Here is a 17,240-nt window from a genome sequence, read left to right as displayed (position 1 = left end):
CAAGGGGGGAGATCGACTCGTGACGTGCTTCCCATCCAAACGTTGATGTCGGAGCGAGCGGCCAAGCCCAGCCAATCTCCCCACCTGTGGGGGAGATGCCCGGCAGGGCAGAGGGGGGTATCCCACGGCACAACCCGGCGAGCGGATATCTAGTCAAAACCCAACGAGTGGCTCCGAGCATAACCTAAGCCCAGCCAACCCACTCTACCGCACCACCATCTCCACCCTTGCCGTCTCATCCCGCCGCGAACCACCGCCCGGCCCATCCCGATCCATCGCGAAATCATCGAACCAATCGCGATACGTCCCCGACATCATCGCCCCGATCACCTGCGTCGCCAGATACGAGAACGTGATCCCATTCCCGCCATAGCCATAAGCCCCATAGACATGCGGCAGCGAAGGCACAGGCCCAATCAGTGGCAACCCGTCGACCGTCTCGCCGAAGGTGCCGCACCACGCCGTTGCGACGCGGGTGTCGGCGCGGGGCCAGATCAGTTTCATCTTCTCGCGGATGGTCATGATCTTCTCCGGCGCCTTCGCGTCGCGCGCCGCCGGATCGACCGTGTCGTCATCCTCGCCGCCGACCACGATCCGGCCGTCATGCGTGGTGCGCATGTAGAGATAGGGGTGGCTGTCTTCCCAGATCAGCGCCTGGTCGCGCCACAGCGTGCCCGGCTCCTGCGGCACGGTCGCCATCGCCCAGCTCGACGTCGTGCGGTGCAGTTTCGGCATCGCGATATCAGGCAGGCTGTAGCCGGTGGCGAGCACCGCCGTCTTCGCCTCGATCACGAAGCCACCGTCGGTTTCCGCCGTCACGCGATTGCCCTCGCTGTGTAGCCGCGTCACGGACGCATCGATGAGCCGCGCGCCATCCTTGGCAGCCATCCGCAGCAGCGCCCAGGTGAGGAGCAATGGATCGGCCTCCGCCGAGCCGCGCGACAGGATGCCGGCGTCGCGGTCGATTTCGAATTCGGTGAAGAGATCGCAATGTTCGAGATAGCGGCTTGGAAGCCCGGCGCGCTGTCTGAGTTCGGCCTCGACCGCGAGATCGCGCGCGCCCTCGTGATTCCCAGTGAGATAAAGCGACCGGCGCGGCTGGAAGGCGCAGTCGATGCGATAGGCGGCAATCAGCTTGGCGAGACCGGATACAGCCGCCGCACTGCGCCTGTAGATCCCGACGGCGCGCTCGAAGCCGTAGAATTGCTCGAGCTCCGTCAGCGTCTTGTCGATCTCCCATTGCAGCATCGCGGTGCTGGCAGCGGTGCTTCCCAGCCCCGGATGCTCGCGGTCGACGATCGCAACCGACATGCCGCGCTCGGCCAGATGCTGGCCCATCAGCGCGCCGGTCACGCCGCCGCCAATGACGAGGGCATCGACCTGCAGATGATCGGTGAGCGGTGCGAAGACGGGGCGGCTCACGCCGTTGCCCCAGGGCGAGCGGCCGCTGGTCAATCGATCCTGGCTCAGGTTCTTCAGCTCTATCTCGGACATGGCGGCCTCACTTCGGCAGTTGCGGCTGCTGCTTTTCTTCGATGAACAGCTCGTCGATGATAGTCATGACGATCAGCGACAGAGGCAGCGCCAGCATAGCGCCGACGGCGCCCCACATCCAGGTCCAGAACAGAATGGCGAGGAACACCACGAAGGCGTTGATCTCCAGCCGCCGTCCCATCACCGCCGGGAAGATCAGGTTCTCCATCAGCAGGTGGACGGTGAAGAAGGCCGCTGCCGGGATCAGCCCGACGACGAGCGCATCATGCGTGATGATACCGGCAATCGCGATCGCGAGCGTCATCATCGTGATCCCGAGATAGGGGATGAAGCTCGAGAGAAATGCGAAGAAGCCCCAGAGCACCGGCGACGGCAAACCGCCGGCATAGGCGATGATGGTCATGACGACGCCGAGGCAGGCGTAGATGACGGAGGCGGTGGCGAAGTAGAAGCCCAGCACCTGCTCGACGCTGCTGATGACGCGGATGGCGGCGAGCCGCTGCGAGCGCTCGCGAAACACCATGATGATCGACTTGCGCAGACTGACGCGGCCCATCAGGAAGAGCAGAAGTGCGGCGAAGAAGATCAGCGCCTGCACCAGGGCCGGCGTCAGGTTCGCTGTCACGAGATGCAGGATGTTGCCGGTATTCTCCAGGAGCTTCTCCGCCGACATCGGGCCGCTCTGGAAAGTTTCGGGCGTGATATGCAGCCACTTGATGCGCTCGAGATAGGGCATCAGCCGGTTCGCCGTCTTCTCGGCAAAGTCCGGTCCCTCGTTGGCAAGCGTCGTCAGCGGGCCTGCAAGCGAATTGGCGACGAGGAAAATGATGAGCGCTACCGCCGAGGACAGGATTACGGCGTTGGTGATGCGGGGCACGCCGAGCTTCGTCAGCTTCTCCGCCAGCATCCCGAGGATCATGCCGACGACAATGGCAAGCGTCAGCGGGATCAGAACCAGCGACATCATGTAGACGGCCGAAAGAGCGAGGATCACGAAGATGCCGATGATCGCCCAGGCCATTGAAATGTCGAGGCCATCCTTCTCCACCCGCCGCACCGGCGCCTGTATTATGGCTTCCTCTGCGTCAGTCATGTTTTTCGCCCATGAACTGACCCGCCGCTCTCCGATTGCGATCTTGCTCGCCTGTTTGCGAATGCCGTTGGCAATACCCATGAATAGTCATTCCCCGGAAGCCCCTGTGCTTCGCACCTAGAACGCCGCGAAACTCATTCCGGTTCCGCCTGTGTCAAAGCAGGAATGCCGAATTCTCGCCTCATCTGAGGCGCATCATCAGGAACGCAACGGCGGGGAGGCAGGGCCGCTGCGTTTCGTGCCCGATCGGAGCACCGTCGCGGCCCTGCCAGATCCGATATGTCAGCCTGCCGGACTGTCACAAACGGCGGCTTCCGAGACTGTCTCCGGCTCCTTGCGGCCGAGAAACGCCACCACCACGACCGCTGTGAAAATCGTGATGCTCGCGAGCAGGATGAGCAGCGTGCTGAAGGCCTGCGCATAGTTCAGCGCCAGCGCCTCGCGACCCATGTGAGGCATCGCAAGAGCGGCCGCGCCGAGATCGCCGGTCACCAGCCGCTGCGCCGCCCGCGCCGCCTCTTCACCTGACCCACCAAGACCTGACCCAAGCCGGGCGCCAACCAGCGCCGAAAGCACCGCGCTGACGATGGCGAGCGCCACCCCTTCGCCGGCAACGCGGGTCGTGCTGAAAATCCCCGTCGCCATGCCGGCCCGCTCTTTCGGCACGACGCTGACGGCAAGCCCGTCCATCACGCCCCAGGGCAGGCTGATGCCGATGCCGATCGTCAGAAGCGGCCCGATCAGAAGCAGCGGCTGCGAGGCCGGTACGCCGGCCGGAATGGTCGACAGCCAGAACAGCCCGCCTGCGGTGATCAGCAGCCCGACGCCGCAGATGACGGCAGCCGTGAACCAGCGCGTCAAGACGCCGGCGACGACGGGCAGCACCAGCAACGGCCCGGATAGCGCGATCATCATCTGCCCGGCGCCCACCTCGCTCATGCCGTCGATACCGATGAAGCGCACGGGAAGCAGGATGAGCAGCACCACGAAGGCGTAAGCCGGCGCGGCGGCCAGAAGCTGCACGCCGACGAAGCGCGGATAGCGAAACAGCGTCAGGTCGAGCATCGGCCGCGCCGTTCTCCGCTCGATCAGCCAGAAGCCTGCCAAAAGTGCTGCCGATGCGACAAGCAGAGCCACGACTGACACGCTGCCCCAGCCATTCTCCGGCGCCAGCAGCACGCCATAGGTGAACAGCGCCAATGCCAGCGTGAAGCTTGCCGCACCCGGCCAGTCGGGCCCCTTGGCTTCCGGATCGCGCGTCTCGTGCAGGAAGGCGGCGCCCAGAGCAAAGGCGATCGTGCCCAGCGCCACGACAAGCGCGAAGATCGCCGGCCAGCCGAAGCTGTCGACCATCAGGCCGGAGGCGATCGGTCCGAAGGCGAGGCCGACGCCGAAGCTGGAGCCGACGATGCTGAAGGCCCTCATCCGCGCATTGCCCTCGAACTCCTGCGCCAGCGCCGCCATGCCGCCGGAAAAGGCGGCCGCCGCACCCATGCCCTGCAACGCCCTGAGGATGTCGAACCAGACGATATCGGGGGCGAAGGCGAGGCCTGCCGAAAACAGCAGGAAGGCCACGAGGCCCATGAGAAAGGTGCGCTTGCGGCCATAGCTGTCGGCGAGCGCACCTGATGCCATCAGGCTGCTGCCGAAGGTCAGCATGAAGGCATTGGTCACCCAGTTGAGCGCGATCGGGCTGCCACCGAGATCGCGGCTGATCGCCGGCAGCGCCACCGCCGGTCCGGTGAAAGTCAGCGGCATGGCGGCAGCCGCCGCGCAGATGCCGATCAAGGCCATGATCTTCCTGATGTTGCCGGCTTGGCTTGCGCCGGTGGCGCCAAGCGGTGTCGAGAGTTGTCGTGTCATGAGATATCCGCCTGTGTGAAAGGTGAAGCGCGGCGATAGCGGGAGGCCTATCGCCCAAAGCACAGACAAGATAAATTCGCTTCAATATTGCGATAAGTGGCCTATGATGCCGTTCATCGTGGAAAAATTCGCTCGAATAGAAAGAGTGGAAAGCGCAACATGGATCAGCTCAGCGGCTTGTCGGCCTTCGTGAAAACCGCCGATCTCGGCAGCTTCGTCGCCGCCGGGCGTGTGCTTGGCCTGTCGGCGTCCGCGGTCGGCAAGGCGGTGACGACGCTGGAGCGGCAGGTCGGCGTGCGGCTCTTCCAGCGCTCGACGCGCAGTATTCGGCTGACGGAGGAGGGGCGGCTGTTTCACGAGCGCTGCCGCCGCGTGCTTGACGATCTCGAGGATGCGCAGGCGTCGCTGGCAGCGGCCGTCGCCACCCCGCGCGGCCGGTTGCGCCTCAGCCTGCCGCTGGTCAGCTATCATCTTCTTTTGCCCGTCGTGCCCGGCTTCGTTCGCCTCTATCCCGAAGTGGAACTCGATCTCGATTTCAACGACCGCATCGTCGATCTGATCGACGAGGGTGTCGATGTGGCGATCCGCAGTGGTGACCTGCAGGATTCCCGGCTCATGTCGCGGGCGCTGCGGCCGTTTCGCATGCTGCTCTGCGCAGCACCGGATTACCTGGAGGCGCACGGCACGCCGAAGACTCCGGCCGATCTCGCCGGCCACGCCGCCATCCGCTTTCGCTTTCCCAACAGCGGCAAGCTGCAGGACTGGCCGCTTTCCATGCCATCAGGCGCGCCGGAGCTGGCGATCCGCAGCCTGCTCGTCTGCAACAACATGGAAGCGTTGGGCGGCGCGGTGGAGGCCGGCCTTGGCATCGGCTGCATGCCGGATTTCCTGGCCCGCCGGCGGCTGGCGGAGGGCCGCCTGCGCACCGTGCTCGACGATCATATCGATGGCCCCGGCCAGTTCCACATGCTCTGGCCCTCGAACCGGCATTTGTCGCCCAAGGTCCGCGTGCTGGTCGATTACCTCACCGAAACCCTCTTCGCCGACCACTTCGAAAGCCCCGCCGCACCGGCATGGCCGACGTGAGGGGCGGAATGCTGATAGAAGGCGGGCGCTGACACAACCTCTCCCTCATCCCGGCACAAGGCCGGGATGAGGGTGGAGTATGTGTGGCGCTATTTCAAATAGTCGCAGTATTCCCTGATCAGGCCGACAACGTCAGCCCGATCCCCCACGGGTCGCGCAGGAACACGCCGCCGTCGCGCTTCTCGCTCTTGATCTCGAGTTCGTCGAGCTTGGCGACGGCCTTGTCAAGCGCTGCGGTATCGTTGAAGCGCAGCGCGTAGTCGGAAAGCCCGGTCATCGCCTCGGTGCGGGCGCCCGCGCCGCGGCTGTTCCAGATGTTGGCGGCGACATGGTGGTGGTAGTCGCCGGTGGCAAAGAAGCTGGCGCCCGGATAGCGCGCCATGATCTTCAGGCCGAGTACGTCGCGATAGAACTGGTCGGCCTCGGGAATATTGCCGACCTGCAGGTGGATGTGGCCGATCGCCGAACCCTCAACCATGCCGGTCCACGTATCCTCAGGCGCGCTCTCGTAGAGCGCCTGCAGGTCGAGCCGGTGGGTCGCCATTTCCACCTGGCCGTCCTGGTGGAATTTCCATTGCATCGGCGAGCGGTCGGAATAGATCTCGATGCCGTTGCCCTCGGGGTCGGAGAGATAGATCGCCTCGCTGACCAGATGGTCGGACGCGCCGTCGAGAACCACATTGTTGTGCGCGGCATGGCGCAACCAGCGCGCCAGTTCGGTGCGCGATGGCATGAGGAAAGCGGTGTGGAAGAGGCCTGCGGCGTTGCGCGGCGCGGTGCGCACATCCTTGCCTGTCGTCAGCGTCAGAAGCGGCGTTTCGCCAACGCCTAGCACTTCGCCGCTCGCCGTCTTCTCGATGACCTTTAGCCCGAGCATCGACTGGTAGAAGGCCGAAACGGTCGCAAGGTCGGTCACGACGAGATGCGAGTGATCGACATAGGCAGGGCGCGTCAGCGCGTAGGAAGTCTGTGTGGTGGTCATCTTAGGGTCTCCTGCCCGGGATAAGGAGGGCGTACCGGCGCCGGCAGCAAAGATGCTGCCTTCGGGCAGCAAACTGCTGCCCATAGCGATGCCAAGGAAGGTTCGCCGGTGCATGCGTGTGATGGGTCCTCTGGCCGCTGTACTTGCATCCTATATGGCGCATCGCGATTGTTCACAGAAGTCCCATTTTTGACGATGAAGCGTTCGATATCCATTGACGACTTCCGCGCGTGATCTTGATCCCGATCGAGGCGCCAGCTTGATCCCGATCGAGCTATCGGCTTGATCTCAATCAAAGCGCCATATGTATTTCAGGAGGATATTGTCACCATTACATGCAGTCATAGAGGAGTTGCATCATGTACAGGAAGATCATCGTCGCGGTCGAAATCGGCGCGCTCGCAAACGGGGAAATGACCTTTCGCAAGGCCGCCTCGCTGCTCGATAGCGGTGGCGAGATCATCCTGCTCAACGTCGTCGAGGATATCCCGACCTATCTCGGCGTCGATATCCCCGTCGATCTCGTCGAAAACGCCGCCAAGGATGCTGAGGAGAAGCTGCAGGGCCTGATCGTCAGCACCGGCATTCCCGCCCGCGTCGAAATCAGCCACGGCCGGCCGGCAAGCGGCATCATCGCCTCGGCCGAGGCCAACCAGGCCGACCTCATCATCCTCTCTTCGCACATGCCCGATTTCAGCAACTACTTCATCGGCGCCACCGCCGACCGCGTCGTGCGCCATGCCAAATGCTCGGTGCTGGTCGATCGCCGCAAGGCGTGAGCACAAGCCTATAAAAGGGAGGCGGAGATGCGGGAGGCTGCCACGGCCTCCCGTCTCATCCGGCTTCACGAAGATTTATACCGGACACACAGCGCTTGTGTTGCGCGCAAACCATTTCGATGCGACGATCCCGGTCTAACGAATGGGGCATGGTCTGCATGGGCGAGTTCAACGGCATCCGCTGGGCTTACGACAAATACGAGCTGATCGCTGATGGCATCGTCCACGGCATCGGGCTGGCGCTCGCGCTGGTCGGTGCTACCGTGCTGATCTTCTACGCCACCGTCTGGTCCTCGCATGGCGAACTCGCCGCCGCCTGGATCTACAGCCTCGGCCTGGTGCTGACGCTCGGCATCTCGTTCTCCTACAACGCCTGGCCGGTCTCGCGCACCAAGTGGTTCCTGCGCCGGCTCGATCACTCCTCGATCTTCATCCTGATCGCCGCCACCTATACCCCATTCCTCGAGCGCGGCGCCGACAATCCGCTGCTTCTCGGCATGCTCATCGGCATCTGGGCCGTGGCCTTCATGGGCGTATTCCTGAAATGCGTCTTCCCCGGCCGCTACGACCGGCTGGCGATCCTCCTCTATCTCGCCATGGGCTGGAGCGGCGTCATGGTCGCAGGGCCCGTCGCCGAGCGTATCCCCTATGCCTCGATGCTCCTGATCGTCATCGGCGGCATCATCTATTCGCTCGGCGTGATCTTTCACGTCTGGGAAAAGCTGCGCTTCCAGAACGCCATCTGGCACGGCTTCGTCGTCGCGGCTGCGGCGGTCCATTACACCGCGGTGCTCACCTGTTTCAGCATGAGCCCGGCCTAGGCTCATGGAACCTCATCCAGTCTTCGTCAGCGTCACCACATAGCGGCAGGTCTCATTACCGTCGTTGCGGAATTCGCAATCCACCGCCGGCCCAAGCAGCAGGCAGTCGCCTCTCTCAAGCGCATGCACGATCTCGCCCTCGACGAAGGTGAGCGCCCCCTCGGTCACCCAGATGCATTGCCGCAGAAACACGAAGGATGCGGCCGGGTAGGCGACGCGGGCGCCTGAGGGCAGTGCAACCTCGATGATATCGAACGGGCTGCCATCCGGCGAAACATGTCGCCGCGTATACCCCGTTTCCGGATCGGTCCAAAGCGGCTGGTCTTCGCGCCGGCTCAGCCGTTGGCTGCCCGCCTCGGCGCGCGCAATCAGCGACGACACGGTCAGCCCGAAGGCGCCGCAGAGCTTGCCCAGCAGCGAGGCCGTCGGGCTGCTCTCGCCGCGCTCCACCTTGTGGATCATCGCCCGCGATACGCCGGAGTGGTCCGAAAGGTCGCTCAGCGACCATCCCCGCAATTCCCGCTCGGCGCGGACGCGATCGCCTAGACAGCGGTCGAAATTGTCTGATATAGTGGACATAGTGAATTTATAGTGGATAGACCATCATGACGCAAGCCACCCTCATCCGCGACGCCAGCGAGGCCGATCTGGCCGCGATCCGCGACATCTACAATCACGCGGTGGAGCACACGACGGCGATCTGGAACGAAACGGTGGTCGATCTCGACAACCGCCGGGAATGGTTCGCCATGCGCCGCGCCCGCGGCTTCCCGGTTCTGGTCGCCGAGAAGGACGGCAAGATCGCCGGCTACGCCTCCTATGGCGACTGGCGCGCCTTCGAGGGCTTCCGTCACACGGTCGAGCATTCCGTCTATGTCGAAAAGGACCACCAGGGGGCGGGTATCGGCAAGCAGCTGATGACGGCACTGATCAAGCGCGCCGGCGAAAACGGCATCCACGTCATGATCGCCGGCATCGAAGCCGGCAACCAGGCCTCCATCGCGCTGCACGAAAAACTAGGCTTCCGCAACGGCGGCACCTTCCACGAAGTCGGCATCAAGTTCGGCCGCTGGCTGGACCTGACGTTCATGGAATTGCGGGTGCCGGGCTGAGTCACACCACAAACGCAAAACGCCCGCCACGGTCTCCCGCGGCGGGCGTTTTGCAATAGTCACCCGATCACTTGTCCGGCGTAAACACCATCGAGTGGCCGTTTATGCAGTAGCGCAGGCCTGTTGGCGGTGGGCCGTCGGGGAAGACGTGGCCGAGATGGGCCTCGCAATTGCCGCAGCGGATTTCGATGCGCACCATGCCATGGCTGGTATCGCGATATTCGGTCACCGCATCTGGCGAAACCGCCTCGAAATAGCTCGGCCAGCCGCAGCCGGCGTCGAACTTGGTGTCGGAACGAAACAGCGGCGCGTCGCAGCAAACACAGCTGTAAAGCCCCGTTTCGAATGAATCCCAGTAAGGCCCGGTAAAGGCCCGTTCGGTGCCGTGCTGGCGGGTGATGCGGTACTGCTCGGGGGTGAGCTGTTCCTTCCACTCGGCATCGGTCTTGTGAACCTTGGCGATCGTCGTATCGGCCATGGAGTGCTCCTTTCACGCAGCTGTGGCTTGCGGCGAGTGTTTTTTGATTTCTTCGGCAATGTGGTGCTGTTGACGCAAACGATCAAGGGCAGGGCGGAGGCCGGAGAAGGTTGCGTAGAGCCGTTTATTTGACACCGCCTTTGATCGTGTAGTGAGCGCGCACCTCGATCAACAGAGCGATATCGCTTCATCAAGTCGACAAACCGACGAAATATTGTTAAATATAGCGGCACGAGTAATTATGAGGTGTCCTGTGCTCTATAAACTGGAGGTCGAGAATTTTTTCTCGATCCGCGATCGACAGGTGCTTGATCTGACGGTGGATGTAAAAGTCCCCGATCCGGAGGGCCGCTATGCGCCCATCTTCAAGGGAGCGGAGGTGCGGGCGCCGAAGGTGGTGGCACTTTATGGCGCCAACGCTTCGGGCAAAACCACGATATTGCGCGCACTCGAGTTCGTTGTGACGATGATCCGCGATAGCGTAACACGTACGGCGCCGGGTTTCGCCGGCATCGAGCGGTTTAACGATGAAGCGTCCGCCAATCGGCCGATTCGGTTTGCGGTCGAGCTGGGTGGTATCACAAGCCTGACCCCAGAAGCCCTTGAGCGGGCCAACAAGGGCGAAAATGTCGAGCATGGCACTTATCGTTACGAGCTGGAAATTGAGCTACGCGATGGTATTGCAGTGGGGATCGCGTCAGAAGCCCTACGACAAAAGCCGACCGGTCAAGGCAAATGGCAACGTGTCTACGAGCGCAATGCCGAGGGCAAGGTGAAGGACTCAAAGACCTTCAGCCTTTCCGGTTTTCAGCATCTGGTCAAAACACTCGCTGGCAATCACACGGTGCTATCCTCTTTCGCCAAATTCCAGCACCCGGCCGCGCAGATACTGGTTGATATGGCGCGCAAGGCGTTCTTCCACATCGATCCGGCGCATTCGTTCGCGGATCGCGACGTCATTGATTATTTGAAGAGCCAGCCAGGCGTGGTCTCGCGGCTGAAGGATGAACTAGGCCGTATCGATGTCGGCGTGGAAGGTCTACGCTTTCAGCATACGGACAACGGGTCAGTGTTATTGTTCAAACATGCGGGCCTTGCGATAGAAATGCCTTGGCTGATGGAAAGTCACGGCACACGGGCCTTTATCAAGATATTCCCGTTTATTATCGGCGCACTCGATGCGGGTGGCATTGCTGTCATCGACGAAATGGATGCTGCCATTCACCCGACCATCCTGCCTGAACTGGTGCGCTGGCTATATACAGTTTCGGGACGTAACAGCTTGGATGCGCAGCTCTGGCTTTCCTGCCATTCGGCCTCTTTGCTCGATGATCTGAATAAAGAAGAAATTGTGATCTGCGAGAAAGACCGACAGGGCCGCACCCATCTCTACAGCCTGATGGACATAAAGGTTCGCCGTGACGAGAACCACTACCGCAAATATTTGAGCGGCGCTTACGGAGGGGTTCCAAACTTCGGATGAGCCGGCGTCGCCCGCCCCACATCGAACTTCGCCGTCCGGTGTATGTCGGTTGCGAAGGTATGTCAGAGGTTGGTTATGCCAGCCTTTTACAGAACCTGATCCGTGACGCGAATTTGCCCGTGCACCTGCATGTTGAACAGCTGGGGCCAGGGGCCGGCGATCCGCTGTCGCGCATCGAAATGGCTGTTTCGCGCATAGGCCGGCTCCAAAGCACACGAGGTGCGCCCAAAGAGCGGTTTGCGCTCTTGGATTTTGACCAAGCCGAGAACGACCTCCAGCGCGCCGCGCAAGCGCGCACGCTCGCGAGTAAAAACGGGATTACTATCGTTTGGCAGCGGCCCTGTTTCGAAGCAGTGCTGTTGCGACATATGGTCGGTAAGGCGGCCAATCGTCCGCCAGACACGCCGGGGGCGATTAGGGCGCTAGAAAAGGATTGGCCCGAATACCGAAAGCCCATGTCCGCCGCCGATCTTGCGCGCCGGATTGATCGGGCCGGAGTCTTGCGTGCGGCGGGTGTCGAGCCGGATCTGCAAGGCTTACTACGCTGCATCGGGTTGATTTAACACTAGTTTCTATTGGCTGATGTGCCCCAGGTGACTGGGGACGATCGATCAAACCACGGCCCGCTGCGCCTCGATATACCCTCTCAGCTTGGCGACCAGCGCGGCTTCGCCGTCGCCGGATTTCTCTGCCTCGCTCCACGAATAGCCCATGCAGGCCGGGCGGTGGCGCTTGTCCTGCGGCTCGGTCAGATAGCGCGGCATGATATGCGCGTGCAGGGCAGGCTCCGCATTGCCCCAGATCTCGTAGTTCACCCGGGCGCAACCGGTCGAGGAAAGCAGCGCGTCGCCGGCAAGCGCCATGTCGCCGAGAAAGGCGGCGCGCGCTTCGGGGGGAGAGATCGTTTAGGCTGGGCACGACGGGATCCGCCAAGAGCAGGCAGTAGCCGGGCAGCGGCTGCACATCGCCGATCACAAGCCAGCCTGAACGCATGCGGCAGATCACATAAGGGTTGGTGCCCGCCCGCGCCATCGCCACGCGCTCTTCGATAAGGTTCATTGCGATTCCCTAAAGGATTGATTCCGTTTGCATCTTCCTATGATCAGAAGAGACTGGGCCGCGCAATGGCTGGATGAGGCAAACCTACCCCGAAGCCAGGATCACATGCGCCTGGATCTTGGCGGCGATCTCGCCGTTGCCATGCTTGCTCGCGAGCGCCTCCTCCGCCGCCCTGGTAGCAGCCTCGAGCTTCGCAGGGTTTCGTGCCTCGATCTCGCCGCGCAAGGGCGTTCCCTGGCAATAGGCGACCGCCACCTCGCGGGCGGACGGCGCGCGGCTGATATCGGCGCGCGTGTCGATCTCGATCTCGCGAAAGCCGGCGCGCGCGAGGTCGTCGCGGATCTGGTTGCGGTCGTGATAGCCGTGCGGTGTGCGTTCCGCGAAGCGTGGCGGATCCTCGGGAAACACGGTGGCCAGCGCCTTGGTCACGTCGTCGGCGAAGACATTCGTCTCGATCCGGTCCCAGACACTGAACAGAAGCCGGCCGTTTGGCTTGAGCACCCGCCGTGCCTCGCGATAGGCGGCCGGTCGATCCGGAAAGAACATCGCCCCGAACTGGCAGCAGACGAGGTCGAAACTCGCATCCTGGAAGGGGAGCGCCATGGCATCGGCCTGTCGCCAGACGACACGGTCGTCGGCCGGCTCGTGCAAGCGGGCGTAGTCGAGCATGGCCTGGTTGAGATCGGTCGCGATGTAGGTCGCGCCGGGTGGGAGCAGTGGCGCCAGCGCCCGGGTCACGGCGCCGGTGCCGGCCGCGATCTCGAGCACCGCCTTCGGCTTGAGGGCTGCGGCCCGTCGCGCTAGGTCGGCGGCATAGGACGCGAAAATCAGGGGCACCATGTGGCGGTCGTAATTTTCCGGAACGGAGCCGGCAAAGATCTTGTCCGCTTCCAGCATCGCCTCATCCTCCCTTTGCGACGATCGGCATTTGCTATTGTCGCAGACTACCACGAAACGGCGTCTGCCGCTCGTCTCAAGCTCGGCTGCGGCGCCCCTCATCGCATCGCCCGTTCGGATGAACGCCGGCTCATCATAAGAGCCAGCTAATGTCGGCCCGCATCCTGACTATACTTGATGAAACGCAAGCATCGGGCCCAATCATCGGGGCAATGGAAAGCATCGGGGGGTGCTGAGATGAGCGATACGATTGTTGTCACCGCCTATTGCGCGATCTCGAGTGTCTTCATGCTGATGACGGCGCTTGAAGGCTGGGCCGTCAGGGGCGGATGGACGCTGGCGCGCGGCTTCGGCCTTGCCGCCTGTTCGCTCTGGCCGCTGTTGCTGACCGCGTTTTTCCTGCATGCGCTGCTCGCGCCAAGACGTATGCCGCGTCTGACGAGAGCCGGCTGATCAATCCTCTTTGCGCCGCCATCCGTCCCCGCGCGCGATGCGTCCAAACCCTCATTTGGCCGATCAAAGCTTGAGATGGCGGCGCTCTTCTTCTAAACCTTGAGGCATCTGATTTGCTTCGGATTCGCGGATTTCGAGGGGTAGGGGAGGCTGGATGGCCGATGGCACGGCATTGACGTTTGCGGCACTGTGCCTGCCATTTCTTGGCGCCGTCCTTGCACCGTTTCTCGTTCGCGCATTCGGCCACAACGCCGCCTGGCTGCTGGCGCTGGCGCCGCTTCTCGCTTTCCTGCGCTTCGCAAGCCTTCTGCCCGAAATCGCCGCTGGCACCGTCATTCGCGGCGGCTATGCCTGGGCGCCGAGCCTCAATCTCGATTTCGCCTGGATGCTCGATGGCCTGTCGGTCACCTTCGCGCTGCTCATCACGGGCATCGGCACGCTGGTCGTGCTTTACGCCGGCGGTTATCTGAAGGGCCATCCCGATCTCGGCCGCTTCTTCTCCTTCATCTTCCTGTTCATGGGCGCGATGCTCGGTCTTGTCGTCTCCGACAATTTCCTGATGCTCTTCGTCTTCTGGGAGCTGACGTCGATCACCTCCTTCCTGCTGATCGGCTTCGATCATCGCCGCGAGGCCTCGCGCCGCGCAGCATTGCAGGCGCTGGTCATCACCGGCGGCGGCGGATTGCTGTTACTCGCGGGGCTCCTGATGATTTGGAGCACGACAGGCGCGTCCGAGCTTTCGGTGCTGCTGCAATCGGGCGATCTGCTGCGCGCCAACCCCTATTACATGCCGATCCTGTTGCTCATCCTCGGCGGCGCCTTCACCAAATCGGCGCAATATCCCTTCCACGCCTGGCTGCCCAACGCCATGGAAGCGCCGACGCCTGTTTCGGCCTATCTGCATTCGGCAACCATGGTCAAAGCCGGCGTCTATCTCTTGATGCGCCTCAATCCTGTCATGGGCGGCACGACGCCCTGGATGTTCATCCTGCCGCTCTTCGGCGGCGTCACGCTTGTGGTCGGCGCGCTGCTCGCCATCCGCCAGACCGACCTGAAGCTGAAGCTCGCTTACACCACGGTGTCCTCGCTCGGCCTCTTGGTGCTGCTCACCGGCTTCTGCTCCGATTACGCCATCGCGGCGGCGGTGCTTTATCTGGTCGCCCACGCGCTGTTCAAGGGCGCGCTGTTCATGGTTTCAGGGATCATCGACCACGAGACCGGCACCCGCGACGTTACCCGGCTGAGCGGGCTGAGAACGGCAATGCCGCTCACCTTCGCGATCGCGCTCGCCGCCGCCCTCTCGATGGGCGGCCTCCCTCCTTTCGCGGGCTTCCTCGCCAAGGAGGAGATCTACGCGGCTCTTGCCCATGGCGATCCGCGCTCGATCCGCTTCGCGGTTCTGGTGATTGCCGCCAACGTGCTGATGTTCGCCATCGCCTTCGCCGTCGCCCTGAAACCCTTCCTCGGCGCCCCGGTCGAAACACCCAGGCACCCGCACGAAGCCCCGCCGCTTCTCTGGCTCGGCCCCGCCGTGCTGGCCATGCTCGGCCTTCTCGCGGCGCTGTTTTCGGCGACGACGCACCGCTTCATCTCCTCGCCGATGGCCTCGTCCGTCCGGGGCGTGGCGACCACGATCGAGAGTTCGCTCGCGCCGCATATCGGGCTGCCGCTGCTCCTGTCGCTCTTCACCATCGCCCTTGGGGTCGCCGTCTACTGGCAGCTCGATCGCGCCCGCGCGCTGATGGCGGCGCTGTTGCAGAAATTGGGCCCCGGGCCGGATCAGGGCTTCGACAACGCCATATCGGGCCTCGTATCCTTCTCCGTGCGCATCACCCGCATCCTGCAGCCCGGCCGGCTGGAGATCTACGTCACCTGTACCTTCATCGCGGTCGCCGCCACCCTGCTCCTGCCACTCTGGCTGTTCGGCGAGGGGCCGTCGCTGCCGGCATGGCCGGCGGGCGTGCAGATCCATGAATGGGGCGTCTTCCTGCTCGCAGTCATCGGCCTCGTCGCCGTCATCATCGCCCGCGACCGGCTGACGGCGATCGTCTCGCTCGGCATCCAGGGCTTTGCCGTGGCGCTGATCTTCCTGCTCTTCGGCGCGCCGGATCTCGCCTTCACCCAGTTCATGGTGGAAACCCTATCGGTCGTCATCCTCGCGCTGGTCATGACGCGGCTGCGCCTATCGCACACCGATCCGCGCCCCATCAGGCAGATGCTCTTCGACGGCGCGGTGGCGCTTGCCTGCGGCGTGGGCCTCACGCTGCTGTTGATGAAGGCGACCGAGGCGCCGTTCAGCGCCACGCTCAGCGATTTCTTCAACACCTATTCGAAAACCATCGCCCACGGCGCCAATGTCGTGAACGTCATCATCGTCGATTTCCGCGGCACCGACACGCTCGGCGAGATCGCCGTCGTCGCCATGACCGGCCTGGCCATCCTGGCGCTGATCCGCGTCAGGGCAGGGGTCGAGCGCAAGCTTGCCGCAAACGACCCCGATGCGCCCGATGATCTCGGAGTGGAGCGCCCATGAACACGCTGATCTCCCGCACCATCGCCCCCGTGCTGACGGCGCTGATGCTGCTCTTCTCCGTCTTCGTGCTGCTGCGCGGCCATAATGAGCCCGGCGGCGGCTTCATCGGCGGGCTGATCGCGGCATCCGCCTTGGCGATCTTCGGCATCATCAGGGGCACCGGCGCCGTGCGCCGCGCCATCGTCTTCCACCCGCTATCGATCGCGGGCGCCGGCCTTTTGATGTCCTCTCTGGCCGGCCTCATCTCGATCCTTTTCGCCGTGCCCTTCATGACCGGCCTCTGGATCTACCCCAGCATTGCCGGCGTCGAGGTGCCGTTGTCATCGGTCATGCTGTTCGATATCGGCGTCTATCTCGTCGTGGTCGGCGCGGTCACCTCGATCGCGCTGTCGCTGGAAGAGCGGGAGGTCGAATGATGGAGCCGCTTTTCGCCGTTCTCGTCGGCCTGTTCTTCACCGCCGCCGTCTATCTGATGCTGTCGAAATTCTCGATCCGCATCATGCTTGGCATCGCCATCCTCGGCAACGCCGTCAACCTGCTGCTCTTCACATCGGGCCGCCTGACCCGCGAAGTACCGCCGATCATCCCCGACGGCCTCGACGCGCTGCCTTCGGGGGCAGCCAACCCGCTGCCGCAGGCGCTGATCCTGACGGCGATCGTCATCTCCTTTTCGCTGCTCGCCTTCCTGCTGGTACTGACCTACCGCGCCTATCAGGACATCGGCACTGACAACACCGACGAGATGCGGGTCGCCGAGCCAGATGAACCGACGTTGCCGCCGGTGGGGTATTGAGGATGGTGCGCGTTGTGCCGTGGGTTACCCCCCTCTGCCCTGCCGGGCATCTCCCCCACAAGGGGGGAGATCGACTCGTTGCCACGGCATCCCCAAACATTGACGGTAAAACGAGCGGCCGAGCCCAGCCAATCTCCCCCCTTGTGGGGGAGATGCCCGGCAGGRCAGAGCGACTGTCTTGCCGGTCAAGCGTTTTGCCATGGTTTGTTGTCCCTGATGATGGCGTTGAGAATGGTGAGCAGCTTGCGCATGGCGGCAACTATGGCCGCCTTCTTGGTCTTGCCGGCTTCGACCAATCTGTTTCGGAAGGCCTT

Annotated in this window: 18 protein-coding genes and 1 pseudogene; 10 read left to right on the top strand and 9 right to left on the bottom strand. The window is 63.1% G+C overall.

The annotated features are described in order from the left end of the window. Positions 1 to 204 precede the first annotated feature (204 nt). From AC1DOG_RS17400 to AC1DOG_RS17390, 3 genes are all read right to left on the bottom strand, one after another. Positions 205 to 1,494 carry an NAD(P)/FAD-dependent oxidoreductase gene (locus tag AC1DOG_RS17400; RefSeq protein WP_477929741.1) on the bottom strand — a complete coding sequence of 430 codons (1,290 nt, stop codon included), beginning with the start codon at positions 1,492 to 1,494 and terminating at the stop codon, positions 205 to 207. A gap of 7 nt (positions 1,495 to 1,501) precedes the next feature. Next, positions 1,502 to 2,668: an AI-2E family transporter gene (locus AC1DOG_RS17395; protein WP_477929739.1), complete on the bottom strand. Its 1,167-nt coding sequence runs from the start codon at positions 2,666 to 2,668 to the stop codon at positions 1,502 to 1,504. A 201-nt stretch (positions 2,669 to 2,869) separates the two neighbouring features. After that, positions 2,870 to 4,381, bottom strand: a complete 1,512-nt coding sequence (locus AC1DOG_RS17390) for an MFS transporter (protein WP_477930047.1) — start codon at positions 4,379 to 4,381, stop codon at positions 2,870 to 2,872. Between the two features lie 228 nt (positions 4,382 to 4,609). On the opposite strand from AC1DOG_RS17390, the gene AC1DOG_RS17385 reads away from it, so the two are divergent. Continuing rightward, positions 4,610 to 5,536 (top strand): LysR family transcriptional regulator, encoded by a 927-nt coding sequence (locus AC1DOG_RS17385; protein WP_477929737.1) that lies wholly within the window; start codon positions 4,610 to 4,612, stop codon positions 5,534 to 5,536. Between the two features lie 118 nt (positions 5,537 to 5,654). Here the strand turns inward: AC1DOG_RS17385 and AC1DOG_RS17380 are convergent, their stop codons facing one another. Then, positions 5,655 to 6,632, bottom strand: a complete 978-nt coding sequence (locus AC1DOG_RS17380; RefSeq protein ID WP_477929735.1) for a VOC family protein — start codon at positions 6,630 to 6,632, stop codon at positions 5,655 to 5,657. Positions 6,633 to 6,877: 245 nt separating this feature from the next. Between AC1DOG_RS17380 and AC1DOG_RS17375 the strand changes: the two genes are divergently transcribed. Both AC1DOG_RS17375 and trhA read left to right on the top strand, forming a co-directional pair. Continuing rightward, positions 6,878 to 7,297, top strand: a complete 420-nt coding sequence (locus tag AC1DOG_RS17375) for a universal stress protein (RefSeq protein ID WP_477929733.1) — start codon at positions 6,878 to 6,880, stop codon at positions 7,295 to 7,297. Between the two features lie 149 nt (positions 7,298 to 7,446). Further along, on the top strand, positions 7,447 to 8,118 hold the full coding sequence (trhA, locus tag AC1DOG_RS17370) for a PAQR family membrane homeostasis protein TrhA (protein WP_018901178.1): 672 nt from the start codon (positions 7,447 to 7,449) through the stop codon (positions 8,116 to 8,118). 12 nt (positions 8,119 to 8,130) lie between these two features. Here the strand turns inward: trhA and AC1DOG_RS17365 are convergent, their stop codons facing one another. Then, positions 8,131 to 8,697, bottom strand: coding sequence for a helix-turn-helix domain-containing protein (locus tag AC1DOG_RS17365; RefSeq protein ID WP_477929731.1), 567 nt, complete (start codon positions 8,695 to 8,697; stop codon positions 8,131 to 8,133). Between the two features lie 26 nt (positions 8,698 to 8,723). Here AC1DOG_RS17365 and AC1DOG_RS17360 point away from each other — a divergent pair, with 26 nt between their 5' ends. Continuing rightward, a complete protein-coding gene (locus AC1DOG_RS17360) occupies positions 8,724 to 9,230 on the top strand; it encodes an N-acetyltransferase family protein (RefSeq protein WP_477929729.1) in 507 nt (168 codons plus the stop codon). A 67-nt stretch (positions 9,231 to 9,297) separates the two neighbouring features. On the opposite strand, the gene msrB is transcribed toward AC1DOG_RS17360, so the two are convergent. After that, entirely contained in the window at positions 9,298 to 9,708 is a 411-nt protein-coding gene (gene msrB / locus AC1DOG_RS17355) for a peptide-methionine (R)-S-oxide reductase MsrB (protein ID WP_477929727.1), read from the bottom strand. Between the two features lie 253 nt (positions 9,709 to 9,961). Here msrB and AC1DOG_RS17350 point away from each other — a divergent pair, with 253 nt between their 5' ends. Together AC1DOG_RS17350 and AC1DOG_RS17345 are read left to right on the top strand one after the other, a co-directional pair. Continuing rightward, on the top strand, positions 9,962 to 11,191 hold the full coding sequence (locus AC1DOG_RS17350; protein WP_477929725.1) for an AAA family ATPase: 1,230 nt from the start codon (positions 9,962 to 9,964) through the stop codon (positions 11,189 to 11,191). A gap of 59 nt (positions 11,192 to 11,250) precedes the next feature. After that, positions 11,251 to 11,754, top strand: a complete 504-nt coding sequence (locus AC1DOG_RS17345) for a hypothetical protein (RefSeq protein WP_477929723.1) — start codon at positions 11,251 to 11,253, stop codon at positions 11,752 to 11,754. Between the two features lie 48 nt (positions 11,755 to 11,802). Here AC1DOG_RS17345 and AC1DOG_RS17340 read toward each other — a convergent pair whose 3' ends face one another. Next, a complete protein-coding gene (locus tag AC1DOG_RS17340) occupies positions 11,803 to 12,054 on the bottom strand; it encodes a hypothetical protein (protein WP_477929721.1) in 252 nt (83 codons plus the stop codon). 280 nt (positions 12,055 to 12,334) lie between these two features. Further along, the gene (locus AC1DOG_RS17335) at positions 12,335 to 13,147 is read right to left on the bottom strand and encodes a class I SAM-dependent methyltransferase (protein WP_477929719.1); all 813 of its coding nucleotides are present in this window, start codon (positions 13,145 to 13,147) and stop codon (positions 12,335 to 12,337) included. A gap of 237 nt (positions 13,148 to 13,384) precedes the next feature. Here AC1DOG_RS17335 and AC1DOG_RS17330 point away from each other — a divergent pair, with 237 nt between their 5' ends. The 4 genes from AC1DOG_RS17330 to AC1DOG_RS17315 all read left to right on the top strand — a co-directional run bounded on the left by AC1DOG_RS17330 (position 13,385) and on the right by AC1DOG_RS17315 (position 16,926). Continuing rightward, complete coding sequence (locus tag AC1DOG_RS17330) at positions 13,385 to 13,600, top strand: hypothetical protein (protein WP_477929717.1); 216 nt, start codon at positions 13,385 to 13,387, stop codon at positions 13,598 to 13,600. Positions 13,601 to 13,754: 154 nt separating this feature from the next. Further along, positions 13,755 to 16,133 carry a putative monovalent cation/H+ antiporter subunit A gene (locus tag AC1DOG_RS17325; protein ID WP_477929715.1) on the top strand — a complete coding sequence of 793 codons (2,379 nt, stop codon included), beginning with the start codon at positions 13,755 to 13,757 and terminating at the stop codon, positions 16,131 to 16,133. Continuing rightward, on the top strand, positions 16,130 to 16,549 hold the full coding sequence (locus AC1DOG_RS17320; protein ID WP_477929713.1) for a Na(+)/H(+) antiporter subunit B: 420 nt from the start codon (positions 16,130 to 16,132) through the stop codon (positions 16,547 to 16,549). Before AC1DOG_RS17325 ends, AC1DOG_RS17320 begins: the two co-directional genes overlap by 4 nt. Next, the gene (locus tag AC1DOG_RS17315) at positions 16,549 to 16,926 is read left to right on the top strand and encodes a Na+/H+ antiporter subunit C (RefSeq protein ID WP_047507619.1); all 378 of its coding nucleotides are present in this window, start codon (positions 16,549 to 16,551) and stop codon (positions 16,924 to 16,926) included. The genes AC1DOG_RS17320 and AC1DOG_RS17315 overlap by 1 nt, the downstream gene beginning before the upstream one ends. Before the next feature lie 185 nt (positions 16,927 to 17,111). On the opposite strand, the pseudogene AC1DOG_RS17310 reads toward AC1DOG_RS17315, so the two are convergent. Further along, positions 17,112 to 17,240 (bottom strand): annotated as a pseudogene (locus AC1DOG_RS17310) (IS110 family transposase); the annotation flags it as partial.

Source organism: Rhizobium sp. 01N48 (assembly GCF_056399145.1).
The sequence above is the reverse complement of the archived record's forward strand: the minus strand, read 5'-3'. Positions and strand labels throughout refer to the sequence as shown.